The sequence below is a fragment of the Thermaurantimonas sp. genome (assembly GCF_046299575.1).
Classification (GTDB): Bacteria; Bacteroidota; Bacteroidia; order Flavobacteriales; family Schleiferiaceae; genus Thermaurantimonas.
This window is the reverse complement of record NZ_JBKBHX010000001.1, coordinates 539,165-558,876: the sequence shown is the minus strand read 5'-3', so window position 1 is coordinate 558,876 and position 19,712 is coordinate 539,165. Positions and strand designations below refer to the sequence as shown.

Below are 19,712 nucleotides of genomic sequence, written 5' to 3'. Positions count from 1 at the left end.
CCGATGAGAAAAACAGCTGTACTCTTTGCCCTGCTGATGCTGGGCATTTCGTGCAACAGTCAGCCGAAAGTGAATGGCAAGACGCCAAAGCTCGAAGATGGACTCTACGCCATCATCAAAACAACCAAGGGCGACATTCTGCTAAGGCTATATCACGACAAGACACCTATGACTGTGGCCAACTTTGCAGGCCTGGCCGAAGGCAAAATCGAGAACACCGCAAAGCCGAAAGGCACACCTTTTTACAACGGTTTGAAGTTTCACCGCGTGATTGCCGATTTTATGATTCAAGGGGGTGACCCCAGCGGCAATGGTTCCGGAGGGCCTGGTTACCAGTTTGAAGATGAGATTGTGGCTGAATTGAAACACGATGGGCCGGGCGTACTCTCGATGGCCAATGCTGGTCCGAACACAAATGGTTCTCAATTTTTTATCACCCATAAGGAAACTCCCTGGCTCGACGGTCGTCATACCGTATTTGGCCGCGTAGTGGAAGGGCAGGAGGTGGTAAACGCCATTCAGCAGGGCGATGAAATGATCGAAGTAAAGATTTTGCGCGTCGGAAAGGAATTGAAAAACTACGATCCGGCCAAGACCTTCGAAACTGCACGCAAGGCCCTGAAGGAGAAGCTGGAGATGGAAGCCCGTAAAGCAAGGGAGGCTTTCGAAAGCCTGAAGCGCGCAGCGCAAAGCACGCCAAGTGGATTGGCCTACATCATTACCCAGGAGGGCACCGGCAAGCCGGCCAAGCAGGGGCAGTTTGTGACATGTCATTATACCCTCACACTTGCTGATGGCCGCAAGATCGACTCTTCGCTTGACAGAGGTCAGCCGTTCCGTTTTCAGGTGGGCATGGGTCAGGTGATTAAAGGCTGGGACGAGGCGCTTCAGATGTTTGGCCCAGGCACCAAAGTGCGCTTGTTGATACCGCCTCATCTGGGCTATGGCGAGCGAGGTGCTGGTGGTGTAATTCCGCCGAATGCCGACTTGATTTTCGATGTGGAGGTGCTGTCTGTAGAATAATTGGCTCACGCTGATTGCGAGCATGCACCGAAGTGTGGCCGGTGGGGTGGGCCGACTTGGAGGCTCACCCCACCGGCCTTTATGCGCCAGGGCGTAGGCGGATTACAAGCCGCAGCTGGCAGGCATGTGGAGCAAGAGCTGTACGGGGCTGGCTCTGCAGACCCGGACGGCCGTAGCTACACGCCTGACCGCAAGGCGCGTAGCAGCCGAAGACCGGTGGCCGGAGGACCCGCTAAGGGTACGACGGACAGGCGCCCTAATAAAACTAAAAATTAAACTTTAACGAAAAACTCGACTTAAACCTAAGAATTTCTTTAATTTCTGACAATGAACAATCAACTTTTAGCACACATTGTGACCAATAAGGGTACGATAACTGTAAACCTGGAGTACGAAAAGGCGCCTGTGACGGTAGCCAACTTTGTGGGACTGGCCGAAGGGCGAATACCAAACAAGGCTCGGGCATTGGGCAAACCATATTACGATGGGCTCACCTTTCACAGGGTGATTGCGGACTTTATGATACAGGGTGGCGACCCTCTTGGAAATGGGCGTGGAGGTCCGGGTTACCATTTTCCGGATGAATTTCATCCTGATCTGCGTCATGATGGCCCGGGAGTACTTTCAATGGCTAATGCGGGTCCGGATACCAATGGGTCGCAGTTTTTTATCACTCACAAAGAAACACCGTGGCTCGATGACAAGCATACGGTATTTGGCCGGGTCGTTAGCGGTCAGGAAGTGGTGGATGCAATCAGGCAAGGTGATGTGATAGAACGTATCACTATAGAGCGCGTAGGGGATGAACTGAAAGAATATGCGCCAGAAGAGGTATATGAACGCGAACTGAAAGCACTCATCGCCCGCAGAGAAGAAGAAGACCGGAAGGCTCAGGAAGAAATCAATGCCCTGATTGCTGATATGGAAAAAACGCCCTCAGGACTTGGATTTAAATTTCTGCAGCGTGGAGGTGGCAAACAGATACACGCCGGTGACACTGTTACTGTGCACTACGTCGGTATGCTGACAGACGGACGGGTCTTCGACGCATCGATCAACCGGCAGCCCTTTACGCTTAAAGCTGGTGTAGGTCAGGTCATCAGTGGCTGGGACGAGTTGCTGCTGCTATGTGCTCAGGGCGATCATGTACTGGCGTATCTGCCTTCGGCCCTTGCATACGGAAAGGCTGGTGTTCAGGACATCATACCGCCTGATGCTGCCTTAATTTTTGAAATACAGGTGCTCAGAGTGGTCTGATTTGGCCTATGTGTTGAATCATGCTTTATTAGTCAATCAGACTGGACTTTAGGCTTCCGGCTTTAGAAGTTTATTGTCGCTGGTGCGGATAACTAACGCTTCTGCATCCGCTATTATCAAATTCGGTTTTGGCCTTGTAGATAAATTTCAGTTGCAAGCGATGTTTTTTCATAGTTTTCGTCAGGATGGATGATTCTGCCTGAATGGGAGTTCAGTTGAATGACTTTAGCTGGTGTTTCAATTGTCTCAAAGAGTGATTTGTTCAGAAAACACAGCTTAATGTGATTGCGCGGGCTGATAGTAAAAAAATATTACGTTGATTTAGGATTAGTAGGTTAAAATCCTTCAGACCATTTGCAACAGGCGATTTATGCGTTTCGCGATGATTTGTTGGAAGTATTATTTCACACCTGTGGATTTAAATGTATAGTTGTGCAGGTGGTTAAGGCTAATTCAGTAAAAAAATATTTCACATAACGGAGATTAACTTTGTGAATGACAATTTGCTTTTAGCAAAAAACCTTGTAAAAATTGACAAACCTTCACTTTGTATGAATCCTGAAACTATACAAATTATCTTGCTGGTAGTGGTGGCAATTGCCAGCTTATCAATGCTCTTACGCAAAACCGGATCGAAGGCTGAGCTGAGAGAGATTTTTCAGAAACTGCTTTTGTTAGAAAGCAATATTGCTAACCTCGAAAAATCTGTAAAAAGTGATTTAGCCATACAGCGACAGGAGCTTAACCAATCGCTGGCTGAAAACCGCCGTGAATTATCGGACAGCATCCGGGACTTTAAAACAGAACTGCAGACTGCCATAAAATACATAGGAGATCTCTCTTCATCGAGTTTTAATACAATTAATCAGACCCTGGCTGATAAACTGGAAAACCTTCGCCAGAATATGGACAATGCACATCGCGACAACCGAACTGAAATAAAAGATACGCTGAATGGCTTTGGCATTGAACAAAAAACAAAGCTCGATGAGCTGATCACTACGCTTAAGAATCAGCTTGAAAAAATCGAAAGTAAAGTCGAAACCAGGTTGCAGGAGCTCAATACGCAGGCCAAATCGGATAACAGTCAGATGAGGGAGGCCATCGGAAATTCGTTTAAGGACTTTGAGCTGCGGTTCGAAAGAAGTGTAAATGCACTAAGCGAAACTCAAAAAGAAAAACTTGCCCAGGTAGAGAAAAGTCAAAAGGAACTCATCGACTACACGAATAAGCAACTGGATAACATCCGGGCTACTGTAGAAGAAAAGCTGGAAAAAACCCTGGGGGAACGCCTGGGTCAAAGCTTCGAAACCGTAAGCAAGCAACTCAATGAAGTGCAGCGCGGTCTCGGAGAGATGCAGACAATTGCCTCAGAAGTGGGCGGGTTGAAGAAGGTGCTCTCCAATGTAAAACTACGTGGCAGCATGGGAGAAGTACAGCTGGGTATGCTTCTCGAGCAGATGCTTGCGCCCTCTCAGTACGAAGCTAACGTAGCGACAAAGCCCGGAAGTCGCGAAACCGTGGAATTTGCCGTGAAAATGCCCGGAAGATCTGAAAATGAAACAGAAGTAGTTTACCTACCGATCGATGCCAAGTTTCCAAAAGATGTATACGAACAGCTAATCGCAGCGTACGAAAGCGGTCAGCCTGACCAGATAGATTCAGCTGTAAAAAATCTTGAAAACGCTATCCGTAAAAACGCAAAAGACATTCGTGATAAATACATACATCCGCCACAGACTACGGACTTTGCCATTATGTTTCTTCCTTTCGAAGGCATATATGCTGAGGTAATTCGTCGCACTGCCCTGGTAGATCAGCTCCGTGCAGAATATCAGATTACTGTGGCAGGACCTACGACACTTGCGGCCATCCTCAACAGCCTTCAAATGGGATTTAGGACCCTTGCATTGCAAAAACGCAGCAGTGAGGTTTGGAATGTACTTCGGGAGGTGAAAACTGAATTTGAAAAGTTTGGCGGGCTGCTCGATAAGGCTAAAAACAACATTCAAAAGGGACTAAATCAAATCGAGGACGTAGCTGGCACACGCACCAGAGCAATACAGAGAAAGCTTCGGGATGTAGAGGTCCTTCCTGCAGGCGAAGACCAGACTAATCCTAAAAATATTGAAAGCGCTGTGGAAGTAGATACAGACGAAAATGATCTTTTTAAGTAAAATCAGTTTGAGATTTTCAATATACTTTAACATAGAAAACATCGTAATAAATTTAATACTTGCATTCTAATATTAAGAAAACGTTAATTTTAGTTACAGTTTTCTTTATTTAACTTACAATTAAGTTATTATATTTTTGTAACTAAAATCACATGTTTTATGAAGAAGGGTTTACTTCACTTGATCATTATTTTTTTATTCAATGGAATACTTAGAGCACAAATAGGCAATTATACATTTTCAGTAAATCCGGCGGGAACCTATGTGCCGATAACCGGGGGAACGGTACTTGGTAATGCTTCAACCGATGACCAGAGGTTTGTAGATCCAGCCAACTTACTCGGAGGTACTACAGAGACTGGTCCGGGATTTCCGATAGGTTTTAATTTTATGTACAGCGGGGTAATCTATGACCGTATCGGAATCAGGGCAGATGGTGTTATCCGGTTTGGAATTTCAGCTGACGGAGCTCAGGCTGTGAATATGCAGGGTACCGGCTACACTTCAATTAGTAACACCTCCTCCGCGCCAACAAATAAACGGGGAACAGTAGCCGGTTTTAATATGAATCTTCAGGCCAATGGGGCAGCAGCTTCCATACGACTTCAGACTATCGGTACTGCACCTAACAGGATCTGTGTAATACAGTGGACAAATTACAGACGGTCGGGATCAAATCCGGCTGATACCATTAATTTTCAAATACGCCTGCATGAAACGACCAATCAAATAAGCATTGTATATGGCACATTTTCGACTCCTAATACATCGACCGGAGTTACGGCCCAGGTCGGCCTGAGAGGCTTTCACTCATTCGATTTCAGAAATGTGACTACGTCATCTACCTGGGCAAATGCTGTTCCCGGTACAGTTAATACGGCTTCAATGCCTTTTGTAAGCACCAATCTCCCTACACCTGGGCTTACATATTCCTGGTCGCCTGCTACCTGTTTCGGTCCTCTTTCTGTTACCTTTTCAAATGTTACATCCAATGCAGTTACAGCCAACTGGCAGACTGTTACACCATCAATAGGATATCAGTTACAATATGGCCCTGCACCTCTCACACTTGGCAGTGGCACTACAATAACTACCACTAATAATTCTCATAACTTAACAAATCTGGCAGCAGGCGTTCAAATGGCATTTTTTGTAAGAAACATCTGTGCGCCGGGAGATACAAGCGGATGGTTAGGGCCTTTTACAGTGACACCTAACTGCAACGCGCCATCTGCACCATCCCTCCTTTCAAACGATACAAACCAGATCACAATAGGATGGACTCCAAATACCAATGCCACCTTCGAAATAGAATACGGTCCAACTGGTTTTACACCGGGTACCGGAACATTGATTACAGGTCTTACCGGATCCCAGCATACAATTACGGGACTTACACCTGGAACGAATTATCACATTTATCTGAGAATTCGCTGTAATGCTACTACCGTTTCTGCATGGTCGGGGGTGTTATCTGCATCTACCTTGTGTTCTCCTATTCCAACTCCGTTTGCAGAGACTTTTACCACCTAGCCGCCCTCCTGTTTCATATTCAGTACTACTGGTACTTCCACGCAGACCTGGTCGCATTTTACGACAGGAGGAGTTACTTTGGCAAGGGCTAATTTTTTCAGTTGGCCATCGGGAGTAACAGCCGTAATGAATTTGCCCAGGGTCAATATAAGTCAGCCTTCGTGGATTCGGTACACCTGGTCTCATCAGTTTGTAAGCGGAAATACAGATTCTTTATTTCTGGAAGTAAAATCCGATACTGCTGCCACCTGGACCCGACTGCAAACACTTGCGGGTTCAGCATTTAATACTCCAAATAGTGGGTCTCAAACTCCCGGACAGTTTCAGTTAGAACAGGTTGTCATTCCCTCTTCGCTGATTGGTCAGACCATACAAATTCGCTTTGTGGCTAGATCAGGAGCGGGAACCGATCTATTTATAGATTTCGTAGAGGTTGAGCAGATTCCCAGTTGTTTAAGTCCTTCGAATCTGACCGTCTCCAATGTAACTGCTAATTCAGCTACAGCCACATTCACGAAGAACAATCAGAACAGCACCACTCAGTGGCAGATCGGTCCGGTAGGATTTGCGCCCGGATCTGGATTTCAGCAGCAAGCCGGCTCAGTAACAGGAACTACAATATCGATTACCGGTTTAACCGGCAATACTACATATCATCTTTATGTTCGGGACAGTTGTGGCGCCAATTCTTTTAGCTCGTGGTTTGGACCGGTGTCTTTCACCACACTATGCGATACAGTTCCACTTCCGATTTTCGAAGACTTTATAGGATGGCCACCACCGTGTTTCACATTTTCAACTACAGGCCTGTCAACACAGAACTGGATGCACTACAATGTTTCTGGAGCATCAATGGCAAGAGCTAATTTCTGGATATGGGCACCCGGAGTTACAGCCAGAATGCAGCTTCCGAGATTTAATTACACACAAGCTGCATGGATAAAGTATTCATGGTCGCATCAGCACATCCCATCATACATGGGTGACTCATTATTTGTAGAAGTAAAGGCTGCTACTTCAAACACATGGATTCGCATTCAATCGCTCGGCGGACCTTCTTTCCATACACCAGGTAGTGGTATTACTACACCCGGTCAGTTTCAGCAGGAGCAGTTAATTATCCCAACTTCATTGCTTGGTAACCAAGTAGATGTGCGTTTTGTCGCCCGCTCAGGACTAGGTCCAGATGTGTTTATTAACTTTATTGAAATTGAAAACATTCCCAGCTGCCTGCCACCCACAAATATTTCCGTGACAAACATCTCAGCAACGTCTGCAACTGTAAACTTTACGAAAAATAATACCTCCAGTTCGACACGCTGGGAAGTCGGTGTAGTAGGATTTACACCGGGTTCCGGCACCTTCCTGTACTCAGGTACAGTTGCAACCAATGTAATAAACATTACTGGTCTGTTTCAGAATACACAGTATCACCTTTATCTGAGAGACAGCTGTGGTGCAACACAGCAGAGCAACTGGATAGGACCGATCTCATTTACTACTCAGTGCCTGCCTTTTACAATGCCTTTTAGTGAGACTTTTACCACCTGGCCGCCTACCTGTTTCACTTTCAGTACAAATGGCAACGCAAGCCAAAACTGGTCGCACTTTACAACGGGTGGAGTTACCCTGGCAAGAGCCAATTTCTGGAATTGGATTTCTGGGATCAAGGCTTCAATGAATACGCCTTATATTCAGATTAGCCAGCCTGCAAGATTGCGGTTTTACTGGTCGCATCAGTATATGGCTGCATATCCAAATGACTCATTGATAGTCGTATCAAGAAATGACAGTACCGGAATTGTCGATACCTTACTGGTTCTTGCAGGGCCAGCTTTCAACACTCCGGGAGCAGGTAGTACTACACCGGCCCAAAATTTCATCGAACAGATTGTGAATTTGCCGCAATCTTACTTAGGTAAAAAACAGCGGTTCGAATTTGTTGCTCGCAGTGGTTTTGGTCCGGATCTCTTTATAGATCAGATTATAGTTGAAAATATACCACAATGCCCGGCTCCACAAAACTTTGTAAAAACAGCAAATACAGCTACTTCTGCTACATTTAGCTGGACACAGGCAGGTCAGAATGTGGGAAGTTGGGAAATCGAATGGGGACCTGTTGGTTTTACACCTGGTTCGAATGTAGGAACGCTGATAAATGTCACCACTAATCCTGCAACTATAACAGGCCTTCCGTCATTTACGTGCCTTGATTTTTACATTCGTGCGAAATGTACTTCAGTTAATGATTCAAGTGCATTTGTCGGTCCAGTAAATGTTTGTCTGCCGGTTCAGTTTGATGTATCTGTCCAAAGTGTGATCAGTCCGGCCGTACAAGCATGCGGCAGTGCTAATACCCCAGTGCGTGTAGTAGTGCGAAACAATGGATTTGACCCGATATCGAATATTCCTGTTGTGGCGAATATCACAGGAGATATCACTCAGGTGTTAACAGGAACATTTTCTGGTACATTGCAAAATGGTCAGTCTGACACTTTATTACTGGGCACCATTAACACTTCAAACGGAGCTCAGTTAAATCTTACTATTTATACAAATCTTGCAACTGATCAGGTGAAAAGTAACGACACTATCTCATTGGTGTCGGTTAACGTACCATTGGCTCCTAAAGCTGACTCGGCCTTTGTCTGTACCGGTGTAGATACCGTCACACTCAAGGCAAAATCATTTACCGGAGTGTCGTATCGTTGGTATAATTCACCCACGGCCAATACTCCGATCGCCACAGGTCCGACTTTCTTCGTACCTTCAGTTTCAGCTCAAAACACATACTACCTAGGTTATAGTCAAGGTCAATTTTCACAAACATTTACCTATACTGCGGGCAATATTCCTTCAGATTTTGGTTTTCAGACATTGACTGCATCATCTTCATGCCCGGGAGTGATGATAGTTAACCTTCCTATCGGAGTGCATATTGATTCAATAAGTGTTGAATACAGTTTTGTAGCTGTCTCTGGTGCATGGATGAGCGAGCAGAGGTCGCAGCTGAGATGTATCACTACAGGTCAGTCGGAGTCTCAGCTTTATACAGGTGTTGGCATGATGAGCGGCACGATGAACTATGCCCGCTCTGGTCTAACGATTGCCAATGGAGTAGTGACGGGTCCGATTGTGTTTCAGCTTCATGTAGGCCGCACATGGGGAGGCTCTGGTTGTAATACTACCTATAATTTCATACCAAACAATACCTGGAAAATAACAGTGTACTACACCTCAAATCCCTGCTCGAACATACGTACACCTGTAACTGTAGGAATCAAACCTCTGCCTTCAGCCTCCTTTACGTATTCAGCTACTAATTATGTTGTAAACTTCGCTTCGACACTGACCAATACAGATTCAGTTTACTGGACATTTGGAAATGCCGGTACGAGTTCACAGCTCAATCCGTCATTTACATTTCCGGGTAATGGAGTTTATCCTGTATGTCTGAAGGCATTTAATAGCTGTGGCAGTACTATACATTGTGATACTCTTAAATTCAGTATCGGACAAGAAGAAATTGCCTTACTTGAACAGCTGAAAATCTTCCCAAACCCCAATGACGGAAGATTTGAATTCCGGTTTATGGATGATCAGAGCAAATTACCCGTTTTGATTACTGATATTGCCGGTAAACCCATTTTGATTAAAACATTAGAATCTTCAAGCGGTAAGTTCAACTACGTATTTGATCTTAAACATCTGCCAAAAGGTATCTACATGCTTCAGGTAGTTTCATCAATTGGTACAATCTCAAAAAGAATTGTACTTCAATAAGCACGCTGACGTTCGACAGTTATCAAAAGACATAAAGCCTTCTGGGAACAGGAGGCTTTTTTATTATTTGTCGTTGACAAACATTTATAAAAAAATCCGAACTGTGTAGATGGTACAATTATGAATTATCTGATAAAAGTCAGTTAAAGGTAGCTTTACATCGTAGTTCTTTGTATATGTAAATGACTTTTGGAATTAAAATGTGTATTAAATACACTAAGTAAAAATGCTGTGTATATTTGGCGCTTAAAGATTTATTAACACACATAAACCATGAGTGGAAAATTTACCCGAATGTTCATTTTGCTGCTTCTGGCGGGCTTTAGCACAGAGCTGTTCGCCCAGGCTATTCGAGGCAAAGTGACCGACAAATCAGGCCCGTTGCCGGGCGTTAATGTGCTGGTGGAAGGTACCGGCAAGGGAAACGTGACCGATCTGGATGGGAGCTATGAAGTACGTGGATTGCCGGCTAATGTCAATCTCACAGTCATTTTTTCCTTCATTGGTTATAATACAGAAAGAAGGGTGGTCAATCTCAAACAGGGTCAAACGCTGGAGATCAACGTATCGATGACCGAAGAGGTAAGCCGCCTAGATGAAGTAGTGGTTGTGGGATACGGTGTACAGCGCAAAAGGGACCTCACAGGATCAGTTGTAAAACTGGGTGCAAAGGAAGTCACCGATATGCCGACACCAAGTTTTGAAACTGCAATACAAGGAAAAGCGGCCGGAGTACAAATTATTACTGGTAGCGGACTTGCCGGATCCGGTTCGGTAGTACGCATTCGGGGTATTGCTTCTATTTCTGGTTCAGGAGACCCACTTTACGTAGTCGATGGTATTCCCATTACACAAGATTACTTTATCAAAGGTAACTCGGGAGCAATGAACAATAATCCACTGGCTACACTTAATCCTGGAGATATTGAGTCAATTGAAGTATTAAAAGATGCTTCGGCCACCGGTATATATGGTTCTAGAGGGGCTAATGGTGTAATTCTCATTACCACAAAAAGAGGCAAAACCCCCGACTGGACTTTTAACTTCTCCACTCGTGTAGGTACTTCGTCTCCTGTGGCTCGACCAAATATGCTCGACGGGCCGCAATTCTTACAGATGTACAAAGAAGCTTGGATCAACGATGGCAAAGTAGGTGTACCTGTTCTGCCAGGCGGGGTGCGCTGGGAAGATGCCCTGAACACTAATACCAATTGGGTAGATGAGGTAATACGCGTAGGTATAAAACAGCGCTATGATCTCTCTGCCGGACGTCAAACTAAAAAATACGACTTCTTTGCAGGGGCATCTTTCGATGGCAATCAGAGCTATCTGACCGGTAATAGTTACGATCGGGCAAGCATACGCATAAACGGAGGGTATAATCTGACCGACAAACTCAAAATCTCAGCAAATCTTTCGTTGGTAGAAGGTATTAATAATCGCGTGGACGAAGGTTGGGCTGGAGGCTTAGGAGCAGCAATGTCCACAGCTTTGCCGATCTATCCGATTCGCAATCCGGACGGGTCATACTTCATCGGAGGAACAAATCCCGTGCGTCTTAGAGAGCTGAAACAATGGAGAACTCAAGAAATTCGATCAATTTCAGGTATCACTATTTCATATAATCCTATTCAAAATCTCTACATTAATCTCAACACCAATTACGACTATATGAATCTGGTGGAAGACATCTACGAGCCAGCCGAGCTTTTACTGGTAACCGATCGCGTAGGCGACTCCCGCCGATTCCAAAACATTATCAACAACTGGAACACCTTCCTCACAGCCACATACGATTGGAAGATCAATGAAAACAACAAACTGAACATAATGGCCGGTATCGAGTTTCAAGAACAGGCCCGCGGTGGCAGAAGTTACTTCTCGACCATTGCCGGAGCTCCCTTCTGGAAGGCCAAAGACAAACTCGACAACCGCCAGGACTTCACACCCGAAAAGTCTCGTTTCGGTTCAGTGTTCAGCCGGATTAACTTTACCAATAAAAACAAATACATATTACAAGGTGTAATTCGTGCCGATGCTTCTTCTAAATTCGGACCCGACAACCGCGTAGGTTTCTTCCCCTCTGTGAGTGGAGGATGGATTGTATCTGAAGAATCTTTTATGAGATACAATCCCGTAATTAACTTCATGAAGCTTAAGGCCTCCTACGGAATTGCCGGTGTAGCCCCTCCCGGAAATCGCGATCTCTGGCGTTCTTCCTTTGGAATCGACTCCGTGCGCGGTTACAATGGTCAACCCATACTCTTTCCACTAATCCTTGAAAACCCAACATTAAAATGGGAAACATCTCAGATTTTTGATATGGGTATAGAGTTGGGCCTATGGGAAGATCGCGTAACTACAGAACTGAGCTATTATTACAAGTATTCTACAGATGTATTCCTTAACGTATCCCTTCCCGGCTATGCGGGCTTTGACAATTTCTTCGACAATCTGGCTACAATCTACAATCAGGGTGTAGAGTGGGTAATAAAGTCAAAAAACATTGTAAAACAAAATTTTAGCTGGACCACAGAATTTAATGTAGCCAGAAACTGGAATAAAATCACCGATATCAGTGGGTTCAATGAAGAAGCTGTATCAGGCGGAACAAATGATACAAGGGTTGTACTCGGTTATCCTGTCGGTACCAACTTCTTAGTCCGCTTTTCGCATGTAGATCCCGCAACCGGCCGACCTGTTTACCTGGATATTAATGGTGAACCAACCTTTGAATGGAATCCGGCTAATCGTGTGCCCGCCGGACGTGTACTTCCTGACGCAATCGGCGGTGTCACAAACATTTTCAGATATAAAAATTATGACCTCAGCTTCCTGTTTGTATTCACCATAGGTGGCAATATCTATGATTCCTCTTCAAAACGCCAGCTTGGTACCTTTGACTCCGACGGATGGAATCACCGCACCGATCAGTTTGACCGCTGGCGTAAACCGGGTGACGTGGCCACCTATCCACGCCTGACTACTACACCTGAGACATATGGAACAGGTACCCCGTGGATCAATACCACCCTGTGGCTTCACGATGCCTCTTTCGCCCGATTGCGCAATTTAACCATTGGGTATAATCTGACTCCAGAAGCTGCCAGACGCCTAAAGGTGCGCTCAGCCCGTATCTTTTTTACAGGTACTAACCTGTTGACCTTCACACGTTTCATCGGCCTCGATCCGGAGATTGCCCGCGACTTCGAAAACGTAACCGACAGAAACATGAGCCCCAACATCACTTACTTGACACCTCCTCAAGAGAAAACTTTTAACCTTGGTATCGACATCAGCTTTTAACACTATAGAAAAATGAAAAAAATTAGAATACTCTCCATAGTAGCAGCTGGCGTACTTATCACCACCTCATGCTCCAAAATTTTCGATGTAAAGCCAGAGGGCGTTTTACTCATTGACGACGCACTGAAAACACCTGAAGACTTCGAAAAAGTGCTCAACTCTTGCTATGATGTGGCTGCTAACTATTACAATGGCCGCATTCAAATGCTCAACGAAGTGCTCAGCGACAACTTGTCAGCACCGATAAACAACAACGACCTGAACGAAGTATATCTGCGCAGGGTCAATTTCTTCAACGGAACGACCAATAGCGTGTACCGCGAGCCCTATAGGTCCATTTTCCGCATCAATTTTATGCTCGAAAATTTCGACATGGTCGAGATGCCTGCTTCGCGTCGTATTACTTTCGAAGCCGAAGGGCGCTTTTTGCGCGCAATGGGTCACTTCGAGATCATCAGACTTTGGGCTCAACCTTACGGATATACTCCTAATAACACACATCTTGGTATTCGAATTCAAACCCGCAATACTGGCACGCAGCTCCAAGTGCGCAGCACTGTAAAAGAAGGTTATGATGCCATCTTGGCCGACCTTTGGTTTGCCAAAGACAACTTGCCAACCACTAATGGCAACTATGCCACGAAGTATTCTGCAATGGCTGCCTTGGCCAAGGTGTACTTTCAAATGAACAAATTCGACAGTGCAGCTTACTATGCCGGTCAGGTAATATCTTCCGGACAATTTACTCTTGAGGGAATTGACCGCTTTAAAATGGGTCCAAATACAGAAGCGATTTTCAAAACGGTTTCTACTCAAACTGCCTCCTTTATTGATGGCCGCAGCGGAGCGTTTACAGGTAACTATCGCTCCGATAATAATCCAAATCCCACACTGCGAGCTTCTAAAGATTTTTACAATCTGGTAAAATCAAGGCCAAACGACTCCCGCCTATCCTTTTATGAGGTGAGAGACGAAGGGCTGCCTACAGAATTTGTTGCAGTTAAGAAGTTCAACAAAGACGTCTTCAGCATACCAGTTCTGCACCTTACAGATATGATGCTTATTCGGGCAGAATCACTTGCTGAGCTGAGCCAAAATTTACCAGAGGCAATTAGTTTGGTAAATCAAGTTCGCGAAAGAGCTTTTGGCGACTCCAGCGAAAATTTGCCCGCAACTGCTACAGCTCTGGAAATTAGAGATGCTGCACGTCTTGAGCGTCGTATCGAAATGTTTGGCGAGGGCGATCGCGTACAAGACCTCAAGCGCAGGGGCGCAAAAGGAGAAAATATCATCATTCGCGGTGCACCATGGAATTGTCCGGGAATGGTGCTGCAGTTTCCTGCCAGCGACATCAATCAGACGTTTATTGGAAATCCAGAAGGTGGTTGTAATTAATTTAAAATCTGTTAACGATGAAAAAAATTCTGATTAGTCTTACGATAATAGGGGCCGTAATAGCTTGTCGACCCGAACGAAAAGGTGAACTCGGTCCCGATCCTGATCTTGCCTATGGCATTGTTGGCCGCTGGAGAGCAGCAGAATTATCAATCACCGATTTTAAAACTCCACTTGGTGATGAACTCAATGTGAGCGAAGATTTTTCTACTCTCGGCGATCCGCTCGAGATCACCTTTAATCGTGACAACACATATCAAGTCAATAACCCCGGAAAAGTACCAACTATGTTTGGTTCCTCAGGCACTTGGGCATTTAACAACCCGGAATTCCCCTCTAAAATGGGAATTGTGAACAACAATGGTCAGACCGACACCATTTATTTGCGCTCAATGGCCAGAGACTACGACCCTGTTTGGAAGATTCAAATACGCAGGGAAAATTGTGATAATGAACTGTATGTAGGCTATAATCTCACTTTAATAAGACAGTAGAACATGAAAAAGATATTTCTGGCAAACTTCTTTTTACTATTGACGATTTCCGTCACTTTTAGCCAAGTGGTTACATCCGAACCACTCGAAATCGATCCGAATAAACCCGTTAAGCTCATTGTGAATCTCGCTCTCCTTGATCAAAACCTTGAATATGTACAAAATTTGATTCAGGACGCAAACGATGGCAAAGACTTGTACATTTGGACCTGGAAGCCCAGAGAGCATCCACCCGGTCACCCTTATGTAAACGGAACGGGCAGTCAACCTTGGAAAAATTCAAACGAGGCATTAAAAATGACCAAGGAATCCAACCTGGTGTATAGCTTCACGTTCACTCCTTCTCTTAAGGATTGGTACGAAGTAGATGCTGCTACTTGCTACAAAGAGGATATACACTTCTTGGTAAAACCAAAAGACGGTGGTGGATATGGCGAACCTGACCGTAAGTCGCCTGACTTGATTCTAAAAGTAGACCCACCTGCAACAGTGATCCCACCAGCTTTCTTCTTTCCTTCAAAACCACAAAAAGACGATGTGATCGCCATAAACTACGACAACGCACGCGAAGACAAGCCTTCTATGAAAAACCTCGATCCGGATTCTGTATATATGGCGGTATCAGTAGTAGACACAGGAGGCACTGTATACAATTTGTCTACTGCCTTTAACGCCGGTAACAATCCGAATATGAAGCTTAATTACAGAGGCAAAGGCATGTTCCGAAAATTAATCATTCCCAATGAATTTATCGAACAAAACAAACCGGCAAATTTTCCACCTAATGCAGTGATTCGGTCGATGAAAATCGTGATCGTTAAGCAAAGATTCTTAACGGGTCTAGATCGCAGCAATTACGAAATAGACATAAAATTTGATTGCGACTGATGTAAAATCTTCTTAACAAACATTTAAAGGCCAAACTCCAGCGTTTGGCCTTGCTTTTTTAATAATATATGTTGGTACAAATATTAGTTGAAATAACTGAATTCTAAACTTCTAAAGCACTATGTATTTGAACTTAAAAAGTTATAAATCAAAAATTTAAAAAATATATGTAGCAACATTAAATTACTAATCGCGAAAATGAGAGAACAATCAATTTTTTTAATGTAACTTACTTTGCACTTCAAAAAAATGTTTTACGTTTATACAAGTAATTTATCCGAAAACGTTTACTACTTCGATGAAAAAGATGGCGATTATTCTTGCGATTCTTGCCTTTACAGGTTTGTCTGTTGGATTGTATTTGTATTTTAAACCAGTTAAGAATCTGACAAAAGAAAAAGCTGATTATGCTATTGCAACAGCTGCGGAAGCAGAGGAAATAGCGCAGGCACTTCTGCAAAATCAGGCCTTTTACTATGGGAAAATTTTTGAATGGACCGGTAGAATTTTAGAGATTTCACTAGATGAAAATGGTGGAGGTTATCTTTTAATAGAAATTCCTGATACCAAACTGCTTATTAACGCTCAATTAGATTTTAGAGTAAAGAACTTAAACATTCAATCGGGTGAAGTATATACCATCCGAGGGGAATTCACCGGGCTTGAAGAAGATCTGATTGACCCAAATGCTCTAATCATTTATTTTAAACAATCAATTGTAATACAACCAAGCATATGAAAACAGTTCTTTCAAACCTAAAAGGCTTCCTTTTGGCTTTCGCACTTGTTTCAGGAGTAACACCCTCTGTTGCTCAAAAGTACATGACTCGCAACGGATATGTACATTTTAAAAGCAACGCATTAGTTGACGACGATGTGGAGGCTGTAAATCGTTCAATGGCGTGCGCTTTGGATGCTCAAACCGGGGAGATCGCTTTTAACGTGCTGATTAAAAACTTTACTTTCCGTAAGGCACTGATGCAAGAGCATTTCAATGAAAATTATATGGAAAGCGACAAGTATCCTAAAGCAACCTATAAGGGAAAAATCGTCGATCACCAGAAAATCGATTTTTCCAAAAATGGCAAGTACAAGGTGAAACTCGCCGGTACCCTTACCATTCGAGACATACCAAAAAATCGGGAAGACGAAGCTGAGCTGGAAGTTCGCGATGGAACGATCATAATCACTTCAGCCTTTGGGGTAGCTTGTGCCGACCACGACATTAAAATTCCAAAGTTGGTAGAAGATAAAATCGCAAAAGTGATCGATGTCGATTTTAAAGTAGAACTCAAAGAGGGCCGGTAAATAAATGAAAAAAACTTTTTTGAGTTTGGCAATGGTAGTCCAAACTTTAGCGTATGCTCAAAACGATCTACTTGACCTCCTCGAAGAAGCTGAAAAGACCGAAAAACCAAAAAAAGAGTTTGTTACAGCCACCTTCAAAGGCACTAAAATCATCAACAATCAAAGCAATGAAATTCCCGCCAAAGGAGTTTTGCAATTTATGATCTTGCATCGCTTTGGGAGTTTTAACAACGACTTTTTGTACAACTTTTTTGGTCTAGACAACGCTCAGGTACGCATAAGTCTTGACTATTCACTACTTTCTTGGTTAAACGTAGGGGTTGGTAGGTCTAGCCTGTTTAAAATGTACGATGGTTGGTACAAGGCACCCATACTCAAACAGAAAAAGGGAGGGTGGCCGATAGGAATAACCTTATATGGCAGCGCAAATATGATAGGGACGCGCTGGCCCAATGACGGTTTGCAGCGATTGATGAGCGATCGATTGATTTACGTGCAGCAAATCCTGTTTTCCCACAAAGCCAGCGAAAAATTTTCAATCCTTGTAGCACCCACCTATGTCCATTACAATCTCCGACAGTCATCTCAACAACCCAATGCTGTAGCAGCCATTACCATCGGTGGGCGATACAAACTCACCAATCGAATAGCCCTCAATGCCGAGTATTCGCCAATGATTAACCGAAACACTGGCTGGGATGGGACTCAAACTACTCCGTTTAACAATGCGCTGAGTGTGGGCCTTGACATTGAAACCGGTGGACATGTGTTTCAACTACATATTACGAACAGCCGCGGTTTAAGCGATCCGGTATGGCTTACACAAACTACCGGAAATTGGCTCGATGGTGACATTTACTTTGGATTTAATATTTCAAGGGTTTTTACAATTAAATCACCAGAACTTTGAAACAATGAAAAGGCACTACCTAGCTTTAATTTTTTTAACAGCAGTACTTCAATGGGAATGCACCCGCCGTAACGAGGAGGATCTTAAATCTGTTTGCTTTGAGTCAGAAATCCTTCCAGTCCTTCAGGCTAATTGTGGTACAGCCGGATGCCATGATGCTAGCACTGCAGCCGATGGTTATATTTTTACAAATTACCAATCCACACTTCGGGCTGTTAAACCAGGAAAAGGTAGGGATTCAAAACTGGTTAAAGTGATGCTCGAGGACGGAGAAGACCGTATGCCTCCTCCGCCTGCTGCCCCAATGAGCCAGGATTTTATTGACTTAGTAATCAAATGGATCGACAAAGGAGCCGGAAATGTGGCAGGTTGTGCCTCCAATGCGGCTTGCGACACAAGCGCGGTATCGTTTGCACGCGATGTCCAGCCAATATTAAATAACTATTGTGTGTCGTGTCACACGGCAGGTTCACCTAGCGGAGGAGTGGTGCTCAATACATATAACGGTGTAAAAACTGTAGCTAACAACGGCAAGTTGCTTGGCTCAATTTTTCATCAGCCGGGCTTTTATCCCATGCCGCCTTCAGGCATAAAACTCGATGAATGTAAACTTAAAACCATTAGAGCCTGGGTCAACAGCGGTGCGCCAAACAATTGAGGCCAATTTGATTTAAAAGATATTGGCAACAGCATATCAAAGTTTCTTTTTCCCTTTCTTTGCTGCATTGTTTAGGATTTTTTGATGTTGTCGCATTGGATTGCAGCTGCCAGGTTGCGCACTTTACCTCTCTCGCTCAGCGGAATTGTATTGGGTACCCTTATCGCCCGTGCTGAAGTGCAAATCGACGCAGCGATATTTTCTTTGGCTCTACTAACAGCAGTTTTCTTCCAGGTACTTAGCAACTTTGCAAATGATCTGGGCGATGCGCTTTCGGGTGCCGATGCACAGCGAAAGGGCGAAATCCGCATGGTTGCTTCTGGACTGATCTCTCCTCTCTCGATGAAAAAGGCTATTTATGTCTTTGCAGGGCTTTCTGCACTTTCAGGTGTTTTTTTACTTCACATCGCTTTGCGCAACTTGCCTGTTTGGATTTTTGGACTCTTTTTGGTTTTAGCAATAATAAGTATCTGGTCAGCAATTAATTATACTTATGGTTCTTTCTCGTATGGCTACAGAAGGCTTGGTGAAGTATTCGTAATAATTTTTTTTGGTTTAGTTGCCGTAGGCGGAAGTTATTTTTTACAGACAAAATTTTGGAATTCACTTGTTCTACTGCCAGGCTTCTCTGTCGGACTCTTAGCATCGGCTGTGCTCAATCTGAACAATATGCGCGACATGGAGACTGACTTGTCGAATGGTAAGTACACAATTGCCAATTATCTGGGCTTTACAAATTCTAAATGGTATCACTTGATGCTTTTGCTTATACCAATCGTTTTGCCCATTCCATTTATCGAATCAGGTGGTTACAGTCCTTACTCTTATTTATATCTTTTGATTGTCCCTGCACTGTTAGGACATATTTTAAAAGTTTTTCAAATTAAGTCGTGCGAAGCCTATGACCCTGAGCTAAAGAAAGTAGCCCTTATGACGCTGCTTTATGTATTGCTTTTAGGGTTTGGTATTAATTTGTAAAA

Annotated in this window: 16 protein-coding genes; 15 read left to right on the top strand and 1 reads right to left on the bottom strand. The window is 44.1% G+C overall.

Annotation, left to right across the window (positions count from 1 at the left end; translation table 11 throughout):
* Window positions 1–3 precede the first annotated feature (3 nt).
* The 5 genes from ACK4EX_RS02260 to ACK4EX_RS02240 all read left to right on the top strand — a co-directional run bounded on the left by ACK4EX_RS02260 (window position 4) and on the right by ACK4EX_RS02240 (window position 5,990).
* Window positions 4–1,023, top strand: a complete 1,020-nt coding sequence (locus tag ACK4EX_RS02260) for a peptidylprolyl isomerase (protein ID WP_409769342.1) — start codon at window positions 4–6, stop codon at window positions 1,021–1,023.
* Window positions 1,024–1,299, top strand: a complete 276-nt coding sequence (locus tag ACK4EX_RS02255) for a hypothetical protein (RefSeq protein ID WP_409769340.1) — start codon at window positions 1,024–1,026, stop codon at window positions 1,297–1,299.
* Between the two features lie 51 nt (window positions 1,300–1,350).
* The gene (locus ACK4EX_RS02250) at window positions 1,351–2,280 is read left to right on the top strand and encodes a peptidylprolyl isomerase (RefSeq protein WP_409769338.1); all 930 of its coding nucleotides are present in this window, start codon (window positions 1,351–1,353) and stop codon (window positions 2,278–2,280) included.
* A gap of 551 nt (window positions 2,281–2,831) precedes the next feature.
* The gene (rmuC, locus tag ACK4EX_RS02245; protein WP_409769336.1) at window positions 2,832–4,457 is read left to right on the top strand and encodes a DNA recombination protein RmuC; all 1,626 of its coding nucleotides are present in this window, start codon (window positions 2,832–2,834) and stop codon (window positions 4,455–4,457) included.
* A gap of 159 nt (window positions 4,458–4,616) precedes the next feature.
* Window positions 4,617–5,990, top strand: a complete 1,374-nt coding sequence (locus ACK4EX_RS02240; RefSeq protein WP_409769334.1) for a fibronectin type III domain-containing protein — start codon at window positions 4,617–4,619, stop codon at window positions 5,988–5,990.
* On the opposite strand, the gene ACK4EX_RS02235 is transcribed toward ACK4EX_RS02240, so the two are convergent.
* A complete protein-coding gene (locus ACK4EX_RS02235) occupies window positions 5,987–6,136 on the bottom strand; it encodes a hypothetical protein (protein ID WP_409769333.1) in 150 nt (49 codons plus the stop codon). The two genes, ACK4EX_RS02240 and ACK4EX_RS02235, sit on opposite strands and share 4 nt — an antisense overlap.
* Here ACK4EX_RS02235 and ACK4EX_RS02230 point away from each other — a divergent pair.
* The 10 genes from ACK4EX_RS02230 to menA all read left to right on the top strand — a co-directional run bounded on the left by ACK4EX_RS02230 (window position 6,117) and on the right by menA (window position 19,710).
* Entirely contained in the window at window positions 6,117–9,773 is a 3,657-nt protein-coding gene (locus tag ACK4EX_RS02230) for a T9SS type A sorting domain-containing protein (protein WP_409769331.1), read from the top strand. The genes ACK4EX_RS02235 and ACK4EX_RS02230 overlap by 20 nt on opposite strands.
* 273 nt (window positions 9,774–10,046) lie before the next feature.
* Window positions 10,047–13,079 carry a SusC/RagA family TonB-linked outer membrane protein gene (locus tag ACK4EX_RS02225; RefSeq protein WP_409769329.1) on the top strand — a complete coding sequence of 1,011 codons (3,033 nt, stop codon included), beginning with the start codon at window positions 10,047–10,049 and terminating at the stop codon, window positions 13,077–13,079.
* Window positions 13,080–13,091: 12 nt separating this feature from the next.
* Window positions 13,092–14,474, top strand: a complete 1,383-nt coding sequence (locus ACK4EX_RS02220) for a RagB/SusD family nutrient uptake outer membrane protein (protein ID WP_409769328.1) — start codon at window positions 13,092–13,094, stop codon at window positions 14,472–14,474.
* Window positions 14,475–14,491: 17 nt separating this feature from the next.
* The gene (locus ACK4EX_RS02215) at window positions 14,492–14,968 is read left to right on the top strand and encodes a DUF5004 domain-containing protein (RefSeq protein WP_409769326.1); all 477 of its coding nucleotides are present in this window, start codon (window positions 14,492–14,494) and stop codon (window positions 14,966–14,968) included.
* A gap of 3 nt (window positions 14,969–14,971) precedes the next feature.
* The gene (locus ACK4EX_RS02210) at window positions 14,972–15,856 is read left to right on the top strand and encodes a hypothetical protein (protein ID WP_409769324.1); all 885 of its coding nucleotides are present in this window, start codon (window positions 14,972–14,974) and stop codon (window positions 15,854–15,856) included.
* A gap of 298 nt (window positions 15,857–16,154) precedes the next feature.
* The gene (locus tag ACK4EX_RS02205) at window positions 16,155–16,595 is read left to right on the top strand and encodes a hypothetical protein (RefSeq protein WP_409769322.1); all 441 of its coding nucleotides are present in this window, start codon (window positions 16,155–16,157) and stop codon (window positions 16,593–16,595) included.
* Window positions 16,592–17,164, top strand: a complete 573-nt coding sequence (locus tag ACK4EX_RS02200) for a YceI family protein (RefSeq protein ID WP_409769320.1) — start codon at window positions 16,592–16,594, stop codon at window positions 17,162–17,164. The genes ACK4EX_RS02205 and ACK4EX_RS02200 overlap by 4 nt, the downstream gene beginning before the upstream one ends.
* Window positions 17,165–17,168: 4 nt before the next feature.
* Window positions 17,169–18,074 (top strand): DUF5777 family beta-barrel protein, encoded by a 906-nt coding sequence (locus ACK4EX_RS02195; protein ID WP_409769318.1) that lies wholly within the window; start codon window positions 17,169–17,171, stop codon window positions 18,072–18,074.
* A 4-nt stretch (window positions 18,075–18,078) separates the two neighbouring features.
* Window positions 18,079–18,732 carry a hypothetical protein gene (locus tag ACK4EX_RS02190; RefSeq protein ID WP_409769316.1) on the top strand — a complete coding sequence of 218 codons (654 nt, stop codon included), beginning with the start codon at window positions 18,079–18,081 and terminating at the stop codon, window positions 18,730–18,732.
* An 84-nt stretch (window positions 18,733–18,816) separates the two neighbouring features.
* Entirely contained in the window at window positions 18,817–19,710 is an 894-nt protein-coding gene (menA, locus tag ACK4EX_RS02185) for a 1,4-dihydroxy-2-naphthoate octaprenyltransferase (RefSeq protein WP_409769315.1), read from the top strand.
* Window positions 19,711–19,712: the final 2 nt, after the last annotated feature.

What these genes read in the sequence shown, in the direction of transcription:
- ACK4EX_RS02260 (WP_409769342.1), top strand. Translation starts at nt 4, where the DNA reads ATGAGAAAAACAGCTGTACTCTTTGCCCTGCTGATGCTGGGCATTTCG.
- ACK4EX_RS02250 (WP_409769338.1), top strand. Translation starts at nt 1,351, where the DNA reads ATGAACAATCAACTTTTAGCACACATTGTGACCAATAAGGGTACGATA.
- rmuC (WP_409769336.1), top strand. Translation starts at nt 2,832, where the DNA reads ATGAATCCTGAAACTATACAAATTATCTTGCTGGTAGTGGTGGCAATT.
- ACK4EX_RS02240 (WP_409769334.1), top strand. Translation starts at nt 4,617, where the DNA reads ATGAAGAAGGGTTTACTTCACTTGATCATTATTTTTTTATTCAATGGA.
- ACK4EX_RS02230 (WP_409769331.1), top strand. Translation starts at nt 6,117, where the DNA reads ATGAATTTGCCCAGGGTCAATATAAGTCAGCCTTCGTGGATTCGGTAC.
- ACK4EX_RS02225 (WP_409769329.1), top strand. Translation starts at nt 10,047, where the DNA reads ATGAGTGGAAAATTTACCCGAATGTTCATTTTGCTGCTTCTGGCGGGC.
- ACK4EX_RS02220 (WP_409769328.1), top strand. Translation starts at nt 13,092, where the DNA reads ATGAAAAAAATTAGAATACTCTCCATAGTAGCAGCTGGCGTACTTATC.
- ACK4EX_RS02215 (WP_409769326.1), top strand. Translation starts at nt 14,492, where the DNA reads ATGAAAAAAATTCTGATTAGTCTTACGATAATAGGGGCCGTAATAGCT.
- ACK4EX_RS02210 (WP_409769324.1), top strand. Translation starts at nt 14,972, where the DNA reads ATGAAAAAGATATTTCTGGCAAACTTCTTTTTACTATTGACGATTTCC.
- ACK4EX_RS02205 (WP_409769322.1), top strand. Translation starts at nt 16,155, where the DNA reads ATGAAAAAGATGGCGATTATTCTTGCGATTCTTGCCTTTACAGGTTTG.
- ACK4EX_RS02200 (WP_409769320.1), top strand. Translation starts at nt 16,592, where the DNA reads ATGAAAACAGTTCTTTCAAACCTAAAAGGCTTCCTTTTGGCTTTCGCA.
- ACK4EX_RS02195 (WP_409769318.1), top strand. Translation starts at nt 17,169, where the DNA reads ATGAAAAAAACTTTTTTGAGTTTGGCAATGGTAGTCCAAACTTTAGCG.
- ACK4EX_RS02190 (WP_409769316.1), top strand. Translation starts at nt 18,079, where the DNA reads ATGAAAAGGCACTACCTAGCTTTAATTTTTTTAACAGCAGTACTTCAA.
- menA (WP_409769315.1), top strand. Translation starts at nt 18,817, where the DNA reads ATGTTGTCGCATTGGATTGCAGCTGCCAGGTTGCGCACTTTACCTCTC.